Below are 17,395 nucleotides of genomic sequence, written 5' to 3'. Positions count from 1 at the left end.
AAGTTTTACGGATTTAAAGGTAGTATTATTTCGCTTTAAATCAAACCTAAAACCACACACTTATCCAAGCCAAATTATTTAAAGTTAAACTTCACATTGACCATAATCTGGGACGGACGAAGCTGCATCCGGGTAAAACTCTCGGAGAACGACCCTATCGAATACGTCTCGAACAACTTACGGTTGGCAATATTAAGCCACTTCACCTCAAAATCAATCTTCTTCTTCGCCCAAGTATATTGGTAAGAAAGATCGAAAAATGCATTGCGGTAATTAAACTCCTGATTCCTGGTGTTAATCTGATCCCAGAAAAAACCAACCGTATGATTTTCCATCGGATACGCATAAACCGCCAAGTTATGATTGTACCCGTTATAAGTAATAGCAGAACCCGAAATGACGTTCTGTCGGTTCCAAGAGTGAGTCAAATTATAATCCGCACTCAACCAACTGAAAAACGTATTGTTAAACTTAAAGCCCATACGCTGCGAATGGCTTCGGCTGAAAAAATCCACCCCGTTTTGCGACACCTCAGACCCCGATGCCGTCATACCATAAGTTACCGAAGCATTCGTCTTAAACGAAGGAAAATATTTCCCCACCTCCGCCGTATAGCTATTGCTCTCCGTAAAGTTATCCCGAAGCACGAAATTCATCACTCCAAACCCCAACTCATTCACACTCGGAGAAGAAAGCAAATTCCGTTTCACATGATTATAACCGTACCTCACATTAAAAAACAAATTGTTGAGCGGATTGCGGTACTCCAAACGAGTCCCCGCATAACGCGTTGCCGTTTCGGGAATTGGATTGGAAGGATTCATCCCCCCAATGTTTCTAGGAGAACGCATGAGGTAGCCCGCATAAGCATAATCAATCTCACCAAAATTATAACTGTACCCCGCATTGGCATTCGCCTTCCAAAAAGAAGCAAAAGAATATTGGGCAAAAGCACTGGGCTCAAACGTCGTCTTACGAACCGATTTGTTCACCCCACGGACCTCATCCTCGCCCCTGACACTATTAAAATTAACCGGAATATTCGCCGTAAACAACCAAGCCTCGTTTTTATAATTTACCCGAAGACTTCCGTAAGGCACCACCACCCGGTATCGCAAATCGTTGGCGTAACGCTCGTCAAAACGGTAAGCATCCGCATAAAAATCAGAAACCAAATGGTTATCCTTATAAGTAAGCCCCGCCTCCGGAGTCAGCGTCCAAAACTTTTTCGTAAAACTGACATTAGCCGAATGAACCGCTTCAAAAGTCTTCATCCCAAAATATTGGTGCAAAACGCTCCGCCCCGAAATCTGACGGTCAAAATCCGTCCCGTTACCGCTGTCAACATAAACCGCCGGCGAAAGCGACAACCGCTGACGATCATTCTGATAACTGACAAAAGATTGTAAATTAATCATTTTTTCCTTCCAAGGCACAATGGAACTCAACGCATTCTGAAAAGAAGACGTAGGCGACTCCAACGACTGGCGAGAAAAGCGGGAAGAAAGCGGATCGTTAAGCTCCACCGCCCCACGATCCCCATTCCAAAATTGGGAAAACGTCGTGGTATTCTTAAAAAAACCTTTCTTCGCATTCTTGGTAAAAACCACCTCCCCTTTAACCTTATCGGTATAAAATGAATTGGCAACCCCCGAACGGTAAGTGCTCCCCGTCTCAAACCAACGCACCTCCCTCTGCGACTCCCTTTCCACCACATTATTCGCATAACTTCCGTTGACCTTCATTTCCCATTCCTTATCCTTGAACGGCGTGGTCAGCAAATTCGCCGAAAGGTAATGCACATTATTGAAAAGATAGCGTTTCTCCGGCAAACCGGGCACCGCCGCATTCTCCACCGACAGCCACTGCGTTTGGGAAACATTGCGCCGAACCCCTTCCCAACGGCTTCCAAAAGCCAAAAGCTGCCCTTCATTTTCCACCGACTCTCCCGTATTGTTGGATTTATAATTAACCATCCACTGGTTTTTCTGTCCGAAAAACATCGGCGTCAGCTTCACATTCCACAACCAAGGATCCATGAAGCCGGAAGCCACTTCCCCGCGCCCCGTCATCGTCACCTTGTTTTTCAACTTGATATTGATCGCCGCCCGATCGGAAGGCACCTTATCCTTCAACACCTTAATAGGCTGGTGGTTTTCCATCACCTCCATCTTCTGAATCGCACTGGTCGGCAGCGCATTGACCAACGTACCGTAGCCGCCCTCCATTAAGTCTTTCCCATTAACGGTAAATTTGTTAATCGGCTCCCCCTGATAAAGAATCTGACCGCTGCTGCTTACCTCAATCCCCGGAATCTTCTTCAGCACATCCGAAAGCGTCCGATCCGCCTTGTTCTCAAAAGCCTTCAAATCATACGAAATCGTATCCCCTCTCTTGGTGATTATTTTCGTGGTGAGTTTCACCTCCTTAATCTCCGTCGCCTCCGGCTGGAGATTAAAGTTAAGATTCTGATTCTCATTACGAACCCGACTCACCAAAGCCTTATGGTTAAACGCCTTAATCTTGAGATTAACCTCGCCCGATTCCGTAGTGAACGTTACCTTATACTCGCCCTTAGCATTGGATATCCCATAGGCAATAATCGCCTCTTTTCCCAGTTCCTCCACCGTAACCGAAGCACTGGGAACAGGCTGACCATCGTTGTCCAAAATCTTACCCGTGATGGTCTTCTGAGCAAAAACCACCCCGAAAAGCAATAAAAAAGCCAGTAAAAAAAAGTTATTCTTCATGTTTAGTTTTATTAAGAGTCAGGTAATTAGTTGATTAAAATCGGGGGTTGTTACACTACCCCCTTAAAACACTCCAAAAATAACTTTTCCTTATCTTTTTAAAAACGAGCCGCTTCAGCCGTTTCGTTTTCTAATTTTTTGTCTATCTCCACATTCTTCCCCCGAGTGAAGTTATAGCTAACCCCCAAGAAAATCATATTTTTATTATTCAAAATTTGAGTATTTCCCGTAAAGTTTACCAAACTTTCTTTTTGACTCTTGGTTTTATATTCCGATGGCATTCCCATCCAATACATACCGCCCTTCAAAACCCAATTTCCAAGCGTGTAACCCATGGCTAAGTGACTTTTATTTTCCTCCGTAAATAAAAAAGCGCCCCCCATAAAATAAGTTGGAATATTAAACTGGTATTGCAAAAACCACTTTTTATACTGAGAAGTAATATTGAAGTAATTCTTAAGATAGGTATTCTTCAGCTTTCGCCCGTCCTCTAATTTTATCATCTCAGAGGTAGGTCTCAAGTAGGTTTTTATCACCAAGGTTCTATTTCCGAAAGGCTTAATACTGCCGCTAAACTCCCAACGGTAGCTCTGATAGAAGTCCGCATTCTGATACGTCAAAGCATAGCCTCCAAAATCCTGATCCAAAACATAATAACTGTTCGCCATCCGATCGATATGAATATAACCTAAAGTCGTATTAAAATCAAAATACTTTGAATTAATCGAGTAAATCAAGCTATTCGTCCATGACTTTTGAGATTTCAAAAAGGGATTCCCCCTTCTGATAATATTAGGTGCAATATTAACCACATTTGGACTCAGTTGCGAACTGCTCGGGCTGCTCGGCTTATAAGAACTGGTGAACCGAAGGCTCTGATTGTTTTTAAACGTATAGCCCACAAGCAAACGCGGGGTAAAAGTCCACTCATCAAAAACCGATTCGGCACTCTTATTATGAATGTTCGTTAATCCCGCCCCAAAACGGTACATGAACTTCTCTTTCCTTCCCGAAATCTCAGAATAAAAATACTGCTCCAAATAATTGACACTAAACTGTCTTTGCCCCGATAAATTAGTGAGATCGTTGGAAATCGTGTTATTGCTAATCCGATACCCCGAATTCCATTTGGCCTTGCCTAAATTATGATAATGCGCCACTTCTCCCACAAAGGCTTTTTGCTTGGCAATTAGAGACATCTCATTATTAAATAGATCTACTCCCGTAGAGGCAACCCACTCTCTATCATTCTGATAGGTTTGATTATCATACACCGACCCAATAAAATTAACGACCAATTCGTCTTTTTTACCAATCTGTCTGGAATAATACAAATCCAAAGTTGGCTTTAGATATTTACCAGATTTATAGTCTTTAGTGTTGTTCAACGAGCTTACCTTTCCTTGTTCAAAAATACTACGCCCGTTTCCTTTACTAAAATCGTTCATCAGATTAAGATTGAATTTGGCTTGGAACGTTTCTTTCTCCGGCTTAGCGTAGGTATACCTTAAAGCAACATCTTGAATGGTATAACCAAAATGGTCTCTTCGTTTCTCTTCAGATTTATATCTCGTCCCATTTAACGAATACTCATAAGAATTAAGGTACTCTCTATTATCGTAATCCCTAAGAGAAAAAGCATACTCTAAACCAAAATCGTGATTTCCACGAGTATGGCTGGCATAAACTTGTGCATCTAAAAAACCCGTAGAAAACGCGCCTATCGCTTCTGCTCCGTAAGTCAACCCATTTTCAGGATTACGCGTAATCATATTGACAACGACATCTGCTTTCCCCTCCCACCGGGTAGGGACAATATCAAAATATTCCACACGAACCACATTTTCCGGCGCCACGGCACCAAACTGCATATCTGTAGCTTCAATACCGTTAATGAGAAATAATATCTTTCCACCTTTAACACTGGACATCCTATTGGAAACAAGATCAAGCTGAACCTCCGGTAAAGAAACCAATAAATCCTTTGAATGCCGAGCTGCAGCAATTGCCTCTTTATCAAAAGTATAAACCGATTTATCCGAAAACTGCTTTTTACGCTGAGACTTAATGATAACTTCCTGAATTTCTTTGACCTTGGCAGTAGAATCAGTCTTCACCTCTTGAGAAAAACCAACAATAGACAAACAGATGGCAGCTCCCGTAATAATTTGCTTTTTCATTTTCAAAATCATTTATTAGTTCATGGTTAGGACAGTTAACCGGTAAAAAATATTACATCTTTATCGGAATAAATTCCGTATACCTGCAATCCTAATTGCAGAAAAACGCCAATTGTAAAACCTCTTCTCATTCTTATTTTCCACAACACCAAAACTCGGTTCTACTTTCATTTGCAAAACTAAACTGCTTCTTTCGTCCAATAAAATTATTGTGGTCACAATTCAAGGAAAAATCCGTCCTAATTCACGAATTAGGACAAATATTTTAAACAATTAAGATCTGATTTACAATACATTTATAATTAATTTTTCTTTTCCTTATATTTGAGGGTTATTTATACCCAATTCTTGTGTTTTTAAATAAAGAAAACCTTCTTTTTAAGTTCTTTTTAATCTTTTTTTTACAGATATACTACGGTTTTATATCTGCCCAATCTTATGCGTCTATTCGTTCAAAATACGACTATAAAAATGAAAATGACACTACTGCTCTAATCCATATAAAAAGATACATTGCTAAAGCAAAGCATGAGAAAGATTATGACCATCTTACCCAGGGGTACTTCGACGCCGGGTTCTATAATTCCAATGAAAAAATAAAACTAAAGTATGCCGATAGTGCCATCATAACCGCAGAACTATCGCATAATATCGATAAAAAGACTACCGCCTACATGATGCGTGGAAGTCTTTTCTACTTCTATCGTAGAGACTTCAAAAAAGCGTTAGAAGACTATATAAAAGCGTTTAACATTTCTAAAAAACAACAACATAGTAACCTTTTTCGCACACATTCCATATCCTATCACATTGGGGTTGTAAAGAGCTATTTGGGATATCATACGGAAGCATTAGAGCATTTTAAAGAAGGGATTGCCTTTTTTGAACCCATAGCTCGTAACAAAAAGTTAGATGCTAATAGTCTATACGATAACCGAAAAGGGTATTACAATAGTATGCATCAAGCGGTGGTTTGTTACCTAAACATGGAAAACCACCAAAAAGCAGACTCCTTAATAGCAATTGGATTGTTTGAGACCGACCAGTTTCGTGAGTTTTCTTTGGAACATTCTTACTTTTTAAAATCTCAATCTATATCAAATTACAACAAAAAATCCTTTAGCGAAGCTATCAATGGGCTTAACAAAGCTTTGCCTAACATCATAAAAAATAAAGACATCGCCTGGGAATCCATCAGCTATATGTATTTAGGAAAAGCACATATAGACCTCCATCAACAAGATAGAGGTATTTTATATCTTAAAAAAGTGGATTCTATTTTCAACAAGACCAGCTTTGTAATTCCAGAACTAAGAAAAAACTATGAACTTTTAATAAAACACGCAAAGCAAAATAATGATAAGGAACAAGAATTGTACTTCATCAATCAACTTTTGAAAATAGACCAAATCTTGTCCAAAGACTTTAATGAACTTTCTTCCAAAATACACAAAGACTATGATACGGCTAAACTTTTAGAGGAAAAAGCAAGGTTGGAAAACGAAAATAATTGGATCATCATTGCAAGTATTATCCTTACTCTGGTATTATGTCTTCTGATATATTTCCATTACAAAAAAGTAAGACACATTAGAAAAACATATTCTGCGTTAGAAGAAAAGCTGAAAACCAATCCTTCCATTGTCCCAGTGCAAACCTTAGAAGTTCTACCACCCCCTACCCCCATTCCTGATAAGAAAATCTATAATGAGATTTTACAAAAATTAGAAACTTTTGAAAACGAATTAGGTTTTACAGAAAAAGGGCTAACCTTAAAAAAACTTTCTGAAAAATTAGAGACGAACTCCAAATATCTCTCCCAAGTAATTAATGAAAATAAGAACAATAGTTTCTCCAAGTACATCGCTGAACTGCGTATTAACTATATTACCCAGCAAATGTATAATGATAAAAAAATCCTTAACCTAACCGTAGAATCATTAGCAGAAAAATGCGGCATTCCGTCCCGTCAAAACTTTTCAGACTTATTCTTAGAAATCAACGGGATACGCCCTACTGATTTCATAAAGGAGCGGAAAAAAGAGAACAACAAGTTCTGAACGTATGCCGATCACAGAGTAGCCTTTTTGGAGGCATAAAGAAAACACCCCTACGGGCATTTGACAAAAGAAACTTTATTGAAGCGAAAGAAAAAGAGAAAATAAATTAAATTCCCAAAAAAGAAAGACTGAAATTAAAAGCTCTTATTAATTCCCAACGCAACATATCTTGGCAAAAGTTTCTGATTATAAATGCTTTCGCTGATATTGGTAATGGAATACCTTTGCATCTCGTTGTTATTTAAAATATTAATCCCCATCATAAATAAGTTGGCTTTGTGCTTTTTCAGCTGATAGTTTAGTTTTACATCCCAAAAATAAATGGAATTCTGAGGCGTGTTGCCCAGTTTATACATCTCTTTATACGATTCCAACCTAAGTAAAGAGGTAATTCTGAAATAAATATTAAGGAAGCCGGTTTGGTCGATATACTTATTTTGATTCATCGGAGAATCGATGGTGTTAAACCGCCATTCGTAACCCATTTCATAGTTTAAATTTTTAGTCCAACCCGATTTCAGTCCTACTCCCGTTTTGAAGTTGGAAAACCGGGTATGAATAAGCGAGCCATTATTTACGCTATTCTCATAGTTTGAAGTGAAAAATGCGTTAGAAAGACTCAATTTTGACTTTATAAATCTCAGGTATTTTTTGGCTTCTACATTTACAGAGAAATTGGCATTGTTTTTTACTAAAATATTTTGATAAATCGTATAATTAGGATTTACAATCATATTATTAGAGATATAGTCTTCATTCTTATGATAAAAGGCAAGAACATGGAGGCTATTTGACAATTCGTTACCAATATTATAAGAAAAATTCATGGTATATTGTGGCAATTGAGTTATTTCCATTTCGTTTTTAATAAAGCTTCTATCTCCTTGGTAGATGTAATTTTGATAGACATCGGTAATTTCCATTGTGCTTATTTTTCGGCTTATCGAAAAGTTAAAAACCCCTATTTTTCGATTTTGATAGCCGATATTGAGGTTCGGTGTCCAATAAAACCCTGCGTTACTGGCGTTATTATAGTCCGTGTAGATCAGCTGGCTTGTAAGCTGTAGGCCATAATTCCATCTTCCCTTTTTGTTGGAGAATTTAAACTGTGCATACGCATTGTTTTGCAAAAAACTAAGATTATTTCTGAAATCGGAAGTATCGGCATTAATGCTTTCATTGGCCATACCGTAAAAATTAACATCGGTATTTAAAAAGTCTTTTTTGATCTCATTCCCTGCTTGCAATTCTAATTTTTTGTGTTCGGAATACGTTTTAAGAAATGAAAATTTGGCGCCTACAAACTGTTTTTTAGAGTCTATATTTTGTTTTATTTTATGAATATCCGGATGGTTCAAAACGTATTGAAATACATCGTTTTCGGTAAAAAACGTGTAGGGACGATGCTGGTATACATATTTTGCCACCGCTACTATCGCCGTATTTTCGTCTTTTTTCCGGGTATAGACTAATCTATTTTCATTGGTGAATAATTGATTATTGCCATTTTGAAAATTAATTTGTTGATTGAAAACAAAACGGTTATCGTTTATTTCATCAAGCTGAGCCAGCTTATTATAGAAAAGCAAAGACGATGAGGGGCGTTCCTTCAGCAGTTCTATTTTCCCGATGATGTTTTGTTTATTTTGTTTCCAGGCTTTGCTTTCAATATTGGTAAACTGAAGTCCGTCATAATGCACGGTGCGGCGGCTATCGATATAGTTTCTGTTTTCTATGGCATTAAAAAGCGTTACTATTTTCAGTTTCCAATCTTGCTGAAAATTATAGATAGTGTTGATAGAAGCCAATTTATCATTATTAAAATTGGTTCTTTTGTCTTCAAAAAATTGATTTTTAGAATGCAAATGGACGATGGACAACGGGGGCAAATTTTCACCCACGTTTTCCACCTCATTGGCAGAAGAAGGATTTAGAAGATAACCTACGCCTTTCATCTCATCCACTCCTAAATTATTGTAATTTACTAGGCCATAGATTTTTCGTTTTTTTGAAAAATTCATCAGGTTAAACTTAGCCTGATGCCTGTTTTCAATATAGCTGGACGAAACCAAATGCGCGCTTCCGAACCATTGGCTTTTCATTTTTTCTTTTATCGTAAGATTTATTGCTACTCTTTCGGAGTCCTCTATCCCTTTCAAAAGCTTATTCTTAGAATAGTTTTTGAGAACCTGAATCTTATCCAGTGAAGCGGAAGGCATATTTTGAGTAAGCGTTTGGTAGCCTTGTTCAAACAAGTCGTCGTTTTCCACCATCACCCGCTCTACTTCTTTTTTACCAAATTTTATTTTACCGTCACTTCCCACGGTTATCCCGGGGATTTTCCGCAGCAGATCTTCTACCGTCAGTTCTGTATCGGAGGAGAAACTCTGAGCGTTAAACTCGATGGTGTCTTTTTTTATTTTAATCGGATTAGCACGGGTAATTACAACTTCTTTTATTTCGCTAACTTTTTCAATATCAATTGTTTTTAAATCTAAAACCTGATTTTCTTTTGTAATATCGACGGCGATTTCCTTTGTAATGAAGTTCAGTGCTTTTATTTGTAATCTGAACGCCCCTTTCTTCCCAACACGCAGGGAAAAACTTCCCGTTTTATCGCTAAAACCGAAAGTTTCCGTCTCATTATTGGCATTAAGTAAAATGAGGTTGGCTTTTGCTGTGCTTCCATCAGGAAATACGACCCGTCCCCGAATCTCCGATTGTGCAGAAATCCTCACAAATAGAAAAAGAAGCAACAAGGCCCACAACCCTCTCATCACAAGACTTTAGTTTTTCTCCCACTCAAAAGAAGTTTCCATCTCGCCGTTCCTACTCGGGGAACTATCGCTGACCGGAACATAATCCTTCGGCAGGCTGGCTATTTGTTGAGCTACAATTTCTTGTAATTTTATTTTCTCGTCCAAAATTTGTTCTTGGTACGAAATAACATCCGTGGAAGCATAAATCGTTTTGAATTTTTCCGGCACAGAAAGCGGCGAGCTAAGTTTTATATTAACCGCTTCAAAAGAAAAAATTCCGTCATCGGTTTTAGCCGCCAGTATCAATCCCGGCAACCCCCGCAACTTCCAAGGCCCTTGCGATACCGCAATATCCTCCGTATACCAAGCGGTATAGTTTCGTCCGCGGAATTCAGCGGTTGCCTTCTTGCATTGAAAGCCCAAGATTGTTTTTACCTCATTGCTCGTTTTCCAGCCAATGGGCGGCGGAGTGTCTTTATAGACTTTCCTTCCTTTGTTATGATATCTTACTCCGTAGATGGCCTCGCCTTCTTTCTTCAAACTATTGATGTAAATACGCGACTTTAAAAATGCGTCATCCTTTAAAAGGTCTGAATAATCCGGATATTTGGCATGAAAAATATTAATATCGTACGTCCCCTCAGCACCATCTATCAGATAGAGACTGTAATGTTGCTCTGCACTCTTATTTTCAGCCAAATACTCTACAATGAGATTTTGCCCGCTTAGTTTTGTCGTTAACAAGCAAACAATGATAAAAATAAAATTCTTCATGCCAAATTTTTAACACGTTCATTCCGATTAGTTCCCGCAATACGCCTCTAACCTGATAGCCCTGACACTATATTTCTAATCATTTAATTTTAAATTCCCTTACAAATATATAATAAATACATAAATGTCAAAATTATTTGATTTTTTTTAAAAAAAAAATATTAATATAAACAAATGTTTAACAAATTGTAATTTTTACACTATCAAAACCATTCTTCCTTGCTTTCGGTTTTAACAGCAACTTAAATCGTTGTTTTTTCAGTCATTCGCAGTAAAGCAATAAAAAAAACGCTGAAAATCGAATGATTTTCAGCGTTGTAAGTACCCCAGACGGGACTTGAACCCGTACGTCCTTGCGGACACAGGATTTTAAGTCCTGCGTGTCTACCAATTCCACCACCAGGGCAAGGTAGAAATAGAGCGAAAAACGGGACTCGAACCCGCGACCCCAACCTTGGCAAGGTTGTGCTCTACCAGCTGAGCTATTTTCGCAAATATCCCCTAACCGAGATTAGGGGATGAAAGTGCGGATGAAGGGACTCGAACCCCCACGCCTCACGGCACCAGATCCTAAGTCTGGCGTGGCTACCAATTACACCACATCCGCTTTGTTAATAAAGAACGTTACTCTTTTTTTGTGGTTGCAAATATAGCACTATTTATTTTACAAAAACAAATTTTTCCTAAACTTTTTTCTAAAAATTTCATTTCCCCGATTCGGCATTTTTTATTTGGATTTTCCTAATTTTACAACCTAAGCTATTTGAATTATGGAATTACAAGGTACAGTTAAAAGACTCTCTGAAACTCAAACATTTGCAAGCGGATTTCAAAAAAGGGAAATGGTTCTTCTCACGCAGGAGCAATACCCTCAGCCGATAAATATCGAATTTTTATCGGAAAAAGCGCTGCTTTTAGACGGTGTTTCGGAAGGGGATGAAGTGAAAGTGGGGATCAATATCCGAGGAAGAGAGTGGACCAGCCCGCAAGGCGAAGTAAAATATTTCAACTCTATCGTCGGATGGCGATTGGAAAAAACAGGAAGAGGATTCGATAACGAGCCTATCCATGCGCAACCCAACGCAAACACTCCCGCTGTGGATACCAATAGCAATCCGTTTGACGACGAGGAAGACGATGATTTACCTTTCTAAAACCCAACCCTCCAATAATCATCCTGCCTCCGCGGCGGGATTTTTTATCCCGAAATGTTCTTTATCGACCCTTCCCAAATGATTTTCCCCGATCCGAGAAATTACCATCCCGTAGGAGGTCTTATGGCCTGCGGAGGCGATTTATCACCCGAAAGACTATGGCTGGCTTACCGCTTGGGGCTTTTCCCTTGGTTTAATCCTGGCGAAGAGATTATGTGGTGGTGTCCGGACCCGCGCTTTGTGCTTTTTCCCTCGGAGTTGAAAGTATCTAAATCCATGCGAAAAATCCTTAGGAACGATGAATTTACGGTGACCGAAAACCAATGTTTCGAGCAGGTCATGCGCTGCTGCATGACGGCTCCCAGAAAAGACCAAGACGGAACATGGATTTCAGAAGAATTGATCGAATCTTTTGTAACTCTTCATCGGGAAGGCAAGGCTTTGAGCGTCGAGGTTTGGAAAGCAGGCGAATTGGTCGGCGGATTTTACGGGGTAATCGTTAACCGCATCTTTTGTGGCGAAAGTATGTTTTCTAAAGTCAGTAACGCTTCAAAAGCGGGATTCATCACTTTTGTGGCAAAAAATTTTGCCCGGTTCGATCTGATTGATTGCCAAATCCATTCGGAACATCTTGAAAGTTTAGGGGCAAGGATGATTTCCAAAAAAGATTATTTGGAAAGACTCTACCAAGAAAGCTAAAATAAAAACAGAGTGGAAATAAACCACTCTGTTTTTTTATGCAATAATTAAATTGACAAACGCTATTTTGTTGCCCGAATTTGAACGTTATCAATGGTCCATATCGTCGATGCTCCAGCACTTGAAGCATACTTGAACCCTACATAGATATTTTGTCCACTGAAGTTCTTAAGGCTGATTTTGCCCGACGGCGTATAGTCGTCCCAAGCATTGAGATTGGTATCAAATACCGCATCGAGTTTCGTCCACGACGTCGTAGCAGGATTTCCCGTATAATTGGTAGTTACATATACTTCCAAAGAATTTCCATTGTTGCGTCCATCGGACTCAAAAGAAAGGTACGCATCGGAATACCCCGCTAAAGACACCGCATTTTTTGTAACCAACCAAGCTTCCGTATTCTCTCGGTTTCCGTCCATACGGGCTGCTGGCGTAGGATTCCCTCGGTTAATGGAAAACCAAGTACGGGTTCCCACAACGGCAGGCGTAGTCCAATTATCCAAATTGGTAAAGCCTTCCTGAAGAAGCGCAGTCGTTTTTGCCGGAAGTGAACCGTCGCATCGAGGATTATCCAAATCGATATCTCTTAGTTTAGTAATCCAAAGCTGGTACGTTCCGTTGAAAATACTAAGCACCCCGTAGACATCCCCTTTCCCAGAATCTATTTCGGTCGAATTTGCAGGGAAAGGATCGTTTCGTGTTCCGAAATTGGCGTAACCACTCGTTCTCAAAAGAATGGTATTTCCGCTACAATCCATCAAAGTTCGGTTTGTTACGGCATTGCCTTCGGCATAGTTTTTCCCTAAATCGCTGTCGATAAATTGAAGATTTTTAATTTTCACCCATTTACCCACATCTTCAGGGGTTAACTCCGAAAGGGTTCTCTCCGTAGCCACAATACCGACTACAGGCGTTTCATTGCGGTAAAAATGCTTGTAAACATCTCCGGTTTCCACTTGCCCCAAACGGTTTTGGAACAAACCACCGATTTGAAGTTCGCCGTTTACACTATCAAGGTAAAGATCCTTAAGATTCACCGTCAAAAGCCTTCCCACTTGGAATCTCCGATCCAAGTAAAGCGAAGTCATATTGATGTTAATCTTTATTCCTCCCGTCGCATCTTGCAAATAAATGTATTTGAAAAGATTGCCAGTTTCATCATTCGCAATAACCCGTCCCGTAAGGGTAATGTTATCTGAAATTTGCTTCAGGCTTCCACTATAAAGTTTTTTCACTTCCGCCACTGTTTTAGCCGCCGCAGAGGCATCCGCAGCACAAGGAGCTTCCAATCCGTCGCTTCTTTTTTTCGTCATATCCAAATCCGTATCACGAACAATATAAAGCTGATAAGTCGTCCCGAATTTACTCAATATCCCTACAAAATCCCCTTGGCCCGAAGGAATCGTTTTTGTGGCAAACGAGGCATAACCACTGGTACGAACCACTCTCGATACCCCCGTAAAAGTGGGATCAATCAAGCTCCGGTTAACCGTATTGCCCTCCGAAGCATACTGCGTACACAACGCATTGGCATGAAAACCGGCATCCTTAACTTTAATTAACGTCCCGACATATTGGTCGTTAGCCGTTCTCATATCGCTGAGCGTCATTTCGTGAGGGACAATCGTTGCTTTTTCTGTGCAGGAACGAATCATGTTCGTGTAAAGCATCTTCTCGGAAATTCTTCCAAACGTTCCCGTAGCATCCATTGCCCCAAGCTGGACAAAACTACCATACTGCCCCATAGCCAAACCTTTCAGCTTGATGTACACCTTGGCCCCCTGCGGGTACTTCGTGTACATACTAACCGCATCGGCGCTGATAACCAAACCTTCCGTTGGGTTGGACGGACTATCCTGAATAAAAATATATTTGTAAATATTTCCCGTCTCGTCGGATGAAGAAACATACCCTTCCACCACATCGTCTTCGGTGAAGGTTTCGTTTTGGGCTTTTGCCTTCAGTTCTTTCAGCGTCATGGTTGCCTTAAGCTCTCCGCATTGATACTCGGAAAGATCCGGCGTATTATACTTGTCATCGTGAACGCAGCTCCCAAGCATCAAAGCAAAAACCACGAACAGAACACTGTTAATATATGAATAAACTGTTTTCATTGCTGTCTGTTTGTTTTTTTAGAATCTTAAATAAACGTTTGCGAAATAGGTTCTTCCGCGGTCATACCATAATCTTGGTCCGAAATAAGGGGTCTCTCTTTGGCTTTCCAAATAAAACTCCCTGAAGTTGGATTTTCTTCCTTGCTCAAAACCTCCGGTAACATAATTACGGTTATTCAACACGTTGTTAACGCTAAGGCTCACACCCATCCGGTATTTTCCGAATCGGAACGATTTACCTACGTTGGCATTAATCATAAACTGATCGTCAAACTTGGTTTGTTTCACGAGTGCAGCCACATTCTCCGGTGTTGCCTCTGGGATAGCCGTTCCGGAAAAAGGATCCGCGTAAGCGGCATAAGGGTCTCCGGTAAGCGGATTGGTGTAAAAACTCGCTGAACGGATGATTGAAGAGAAGCTAAGAAACTGATCTGCCAAATAGTTCGCCGAAGCCCCAAACCACCAAAATTTAGGACTGTTATAACGGAAGCCCAAAGACGCCGCCTTTTGAGGCGTACCGGCCACTTTATACCCTTTGATATTTGCCTGACCCAAGCTCTCAAACCCTCTGGCATAAAGGTCAGAATCCAAAGTAAGATAAAGATTCGGATTGTTTTCGTAAGTGTACTCGCCATAGCTTCCCGCAGCGATAATGTTAAGCGTAGGGGAAACTTTAAGATCCGCACCAAGCTCCAACCCCTTATGTCTCTTGCGAATGCCCGTAAGAGCCTCGGTAACAAAAGCGTTGCTGGCCACGGCATTATCGCCCAACTGCAAGCCCTCTCCGTAATAACGGGTAATTTCCGTAGCATTGTCGATATCCGTCCAGTAAGCGGATAGTCGGAGTTTGAGGATTTGACCACGATGAATGTAGCTCAATTCGTTGGAATTGATGATTTGGTTAGCCACACCAGGGGTTACAAAATCGCTAACCCTCGGGTTGATGAAAATCTCGTTAAGGGTAGGGGCAAGGCTAAAGAACGTTCCGCTGTAGGTCACGAAATTACGACCATCCAATTTGTACGTCACTCGGGCCTTCAAACCTGCTTCCAAAGCATCATAAACAGCACTTTTCCCTTTGGAATTATCCTGGTAAAAATGGTTTCGGAAATGCCCGTTTCTTTGGGACTCGGAATAAGCAACAAAAGCAGAAGCCGCCACACTCCATTTTCTCAAATCCAACTCGGTTTCCGCATGAAGGGAAAGGTGATCCCGAAGCAAATCAAAAGAATACTGGGTTCGGTCGCCAACTCCCACTTTGGTGTTCGGATCATCCATATTGTAAGGACGATCGCTTCCAAAAGCATCCAAATTATTAGCATAGCTCGCACCCAAAAGATCCTCTATTCTTCTGAAATTATCGGACTTTAATTTTTGGTAAGCCAGGTTAAGGTTCAATTTCCAGTTGTCGTAGAGTTTCGTATCGAAATGGGAAATAAAGTTGAATGTTTTATCTCTACTCACGTCTTCCACTAGGGAATATCTGGCCCCCTCCTCTCTGTTATTGAAGTTCGCAAGGTAAAGGCTTTCCCAGTTGATCTGACTGTTGGCTATAAATTCATCCCTGCTCGAGATACCATAACTAGGCAATCTGCGGTAATACGTAGGATGGGGATCCTGAGCATGGAACCAATCTAAGCGGCTTCTGGCATCTTCGCCTGTTTGATAAGAAATGGTATTGTTCCAATTGCTGTTTTTCCCTAGTTTATTAAAAGTCTGAAGCATGAACACCGGCTCGAAAGTTCTCCGCATTCTCGAATTCCGCTTCACACCATCCTGCCAACCCCAAAAAGAGTTGTAATTTTTGCCCAAAATATCGTAGGCCTCCTGCGTGCTCGGGCTATTGGTTCCTCTACGTGTAGGCGTACCAAAAGCCGTAAGGTTAATGGAAAACCTTTCCGAGAATTTTTTCTCTACCGCCGCAAAATAAGCGTAAGAATTTTGAACGGTTCCCTCAATAATACCTTCCTCTGCCCATCGACGGCTTCCCGATACGGTAAAAGCCCATCCGTTGGCCATCATTCCGCTGGAGTAAGTCCCCATCAGACGGTTCCGGTAACTACGGTTGGTAAGGGAATACGCCAACGAAGCCCCTTTTCTAAAACTGGACGCCCTTGTGTTGTAATAAACCACACCACCCAAGTTTCCAAAAGTATATTCGGAAGGAGTCAAATTATCCGCATTCTCCTGAGGGTAACGGGTTACGTCGTTAAGTCCCGCCCAATTACTGAAATCGATGCGACCGTTATCGTTCTTGGACATGGATACCCCGTTGAAAAGAACATCTTCAAAACGGTTATCAATCCCTCTCGGGCGGAACCAATAAGCCCCCAGCTCGAAAGCCGCCGCATTTTGAAAAGCATCCCTTCCCGAACTCAAAAGCCCTACCGTAGGCTGCATGGAACTTCCATCCGCGTCCGCAACCGCATCATCAATGAGAAGAATACCCATATCTTGCGTATTGGCCGAAGGAAGAAGGCTGATAACACCCAAATCTTTTCTCTTCTCGTCAGAAGCTACCTGAAAATCGATTATTCTTTGCTCAAATCCTTGCTTGGTAACCACGATTTGGTAGGTTCCCGGCTTAAGATCCACAAACTGAAAGTAACCAATCTTATCGGCTGTCACATCATTAGCCGATTGCACCAAATCCACTTCTGCTCGTTCCACAGGGTTGCCCTGAGCGTCTTTTACATAAGCATAAACCGTGGTCTGCGCATAATAAAAAGATGCCGGAAGCATAGTGAATAACGAGACTAAAGATAATTTTTTTATCATGATTTAAAAAATTGTATTCTAAAATGTCCTGATAAAATACCAGACTACAAAATTAACTTAATTTTAGTAAAGTTATGAGGTTTTTAACATTATCTTATCGTTAAAAAAGATGATATATATTACGTCA

The 17,395-nt window shown here is 40.5% G+C and carries 9 protein-coding genes and 3 tRNA genes; 3 read left to right on the top strand and 9 right to left on the bottom strand.

Annotated elements, in window-relative coordinates; translation table 11 throughout:
* Positions 1 to 74: 74 nt before the first annotated feature.
* Positions 75 to 2,750 carry a carboxypeptidase-like regulatory domain-containing protein gene (locus VQ048_RS02295; protein WP_327610060.1) on the bottom strand — a complete coding sequence of 892 codons (2,676 nt, stop codon included), beginning with the start codon at positions 2,748 to 2,750 and terminating at the stop codon, positions 75 to 77.
* Between the two features lie 98 nt (positions 2,751 to 2,848).
* Positions 2,849 to 4,930, bottom strand: a complete 2,082-nt coding sequence (locus VQ048_RS02290; protein WP_327610059.1) for an outer membrane beta-barrel protein — start codon at positions 4,928 to 4,930, stop codon at positions 2,849 to 2,851.
* Positions 4,931 to 5,280: 350 nt separating this feature from the next.
* Between VQ048_RS02290 and VQ048_RS02285 the strand changes: the two genes are divergently transcribed.
* Positions 5,281 to 6,990: a helix-turn-helix domain-containing protein gene (locus tag VQ048_RS02285; protein WP_327610058.1), complete on the top strand. Its 1,710-nt coding sequence runs from the start codon at positions 5,281 to 5,283 to the stop codon at positions 6,988 to 6,990.
* A 134-nt stretch (positions 6,991 to 7,124) separates the two neighbouring features.
* Here VQ048_RS02285 and VQ048_RS02280 read toward each other — a convergent pair whose 3' ends face one another.
* The 5 genes from VQ048_RS02280 to VQ048_RS02260 form a co-directional block, all read right to left on the bottom strand.
* Complete coding sequence (locus VQ048_RS02280) at positions 7,125 to 9,767, bottom strand: hypothetical protein (RefSeq protein ID WP_327610057.1); 2,643 nt, start codon at positions 9,765 to 9,767, stop codon at positions 7,125 to 7,127.
* 9 nt (positions 9,768 to 9,776) lie between these two features.
* Positions 9,777 to 10,523, bottom strand: a complete 747-nt coding sequence (locus tag VQ048_RS02275) for a GLPGLI family protein (protein ID WP_327610056.1) — start codon at positions 10,521 to 10,523, stop codon at positions 9,777 to 9,779.
* A 322-nt stretch (positions 10,524 to 10,845) separates the two neighbouring features.
* Positions 10,846 to 10,929, bottom strand: a tRNA-Leu gene (locus VQ048_RS02270).
* Positions 10,930 to 10,942: 13 nt separating this feature from the next.
* Positions 10,943 to 11,015 (bottom strand) — tRNA-Gly (locus VQ048_RS02265).
* A 33-nt stretch (positions 11,016 to 11,048) separates the two neighbouring features.
* Positions 11,049 to 11,130 (bottom strand) — tRNA-Leu (locus tag VQ048_RS02260).
* 163 nt (positions 11,131 to 11,293) lie between these two features.
* On the opposite strand from VQ048_RS02260, the gene VQ048_RS02255 reads away from it, so the two are divergent.
* Together VQ048_RS02255 and aat are read left to right on the top strand one after the other, a co-directional pair.
* Positions 11,294 to 11,677: a DUF3127 domain-containing protein gene (locus VQ048_RS02255; RefSeq protein ID WP_327610055.1), complete on the top strand. Its 384-nt coding sequence runs from the start codon at positions 11,294 to 11,296 to the stop codon at positions 11,675 to 11,677.
* A gap of 54 nt (positions 11,678 to 11,731) precedes the next feature.
* Positions 11,732 to 12,376: a leucyl/phenylalanyl-tRNA--protein transferase gene (gene aat, locus VQ048_RS02250; RefSeq protein WP_327610054.1), complete on the top strand. Its 645-nt coding sequence runs from the start codon at positions 11,732 to 11,734 to the stop codon at positions 12,374 to 12,376.
* Between the two features lie 62 nt (positions 12,377 to 12,438).
* Here the strand turns inward: aat and VQ048_RS02245 are convergent, their stop codons facing one another.
* The gene (locus VQ048_RS02245) at positions 12,439 to 14,490 is read right to left on the bottom strand and encodes a DUF5689 domain-containing protein (protein WP_327610053.1); all 2,052 of its coding nucleotides are present in this window, start codon (positions 14,488 to 14,490) and stop codon (positions 12,439 to 12,441) included.
* Positions 14,491 to 14,508: 18 nt separating this feature from the next.
* Positions 14,509 to 17,268, bottom strand: coding sequence for a carboxypeptidase regulatory-like domain-containing protein (locus VQ048_RS02240; protein WP_327610052.1), 2,760 nt, complete (start codon positions 17,266 to 17,268; stop codon positions 14,509 to 14,511).
* Positions 17,269 to 17,395 lie beyond the last annotated feature (127 nt).

Source organism: Bergeyella anatis, assembly GCF_036016955.1.
Classification (GTDB): domain Bacteria; phylum Bacteroidota; class Bacteroidia; order Flavobacteriales; family Weeksellaceae; genus JAYWXI01.
The sequence above is the reverse complement of the archived record's forward strand: the minus strand, read 5'-3'. Positions and strand labels throughout refer to the sequence as shown.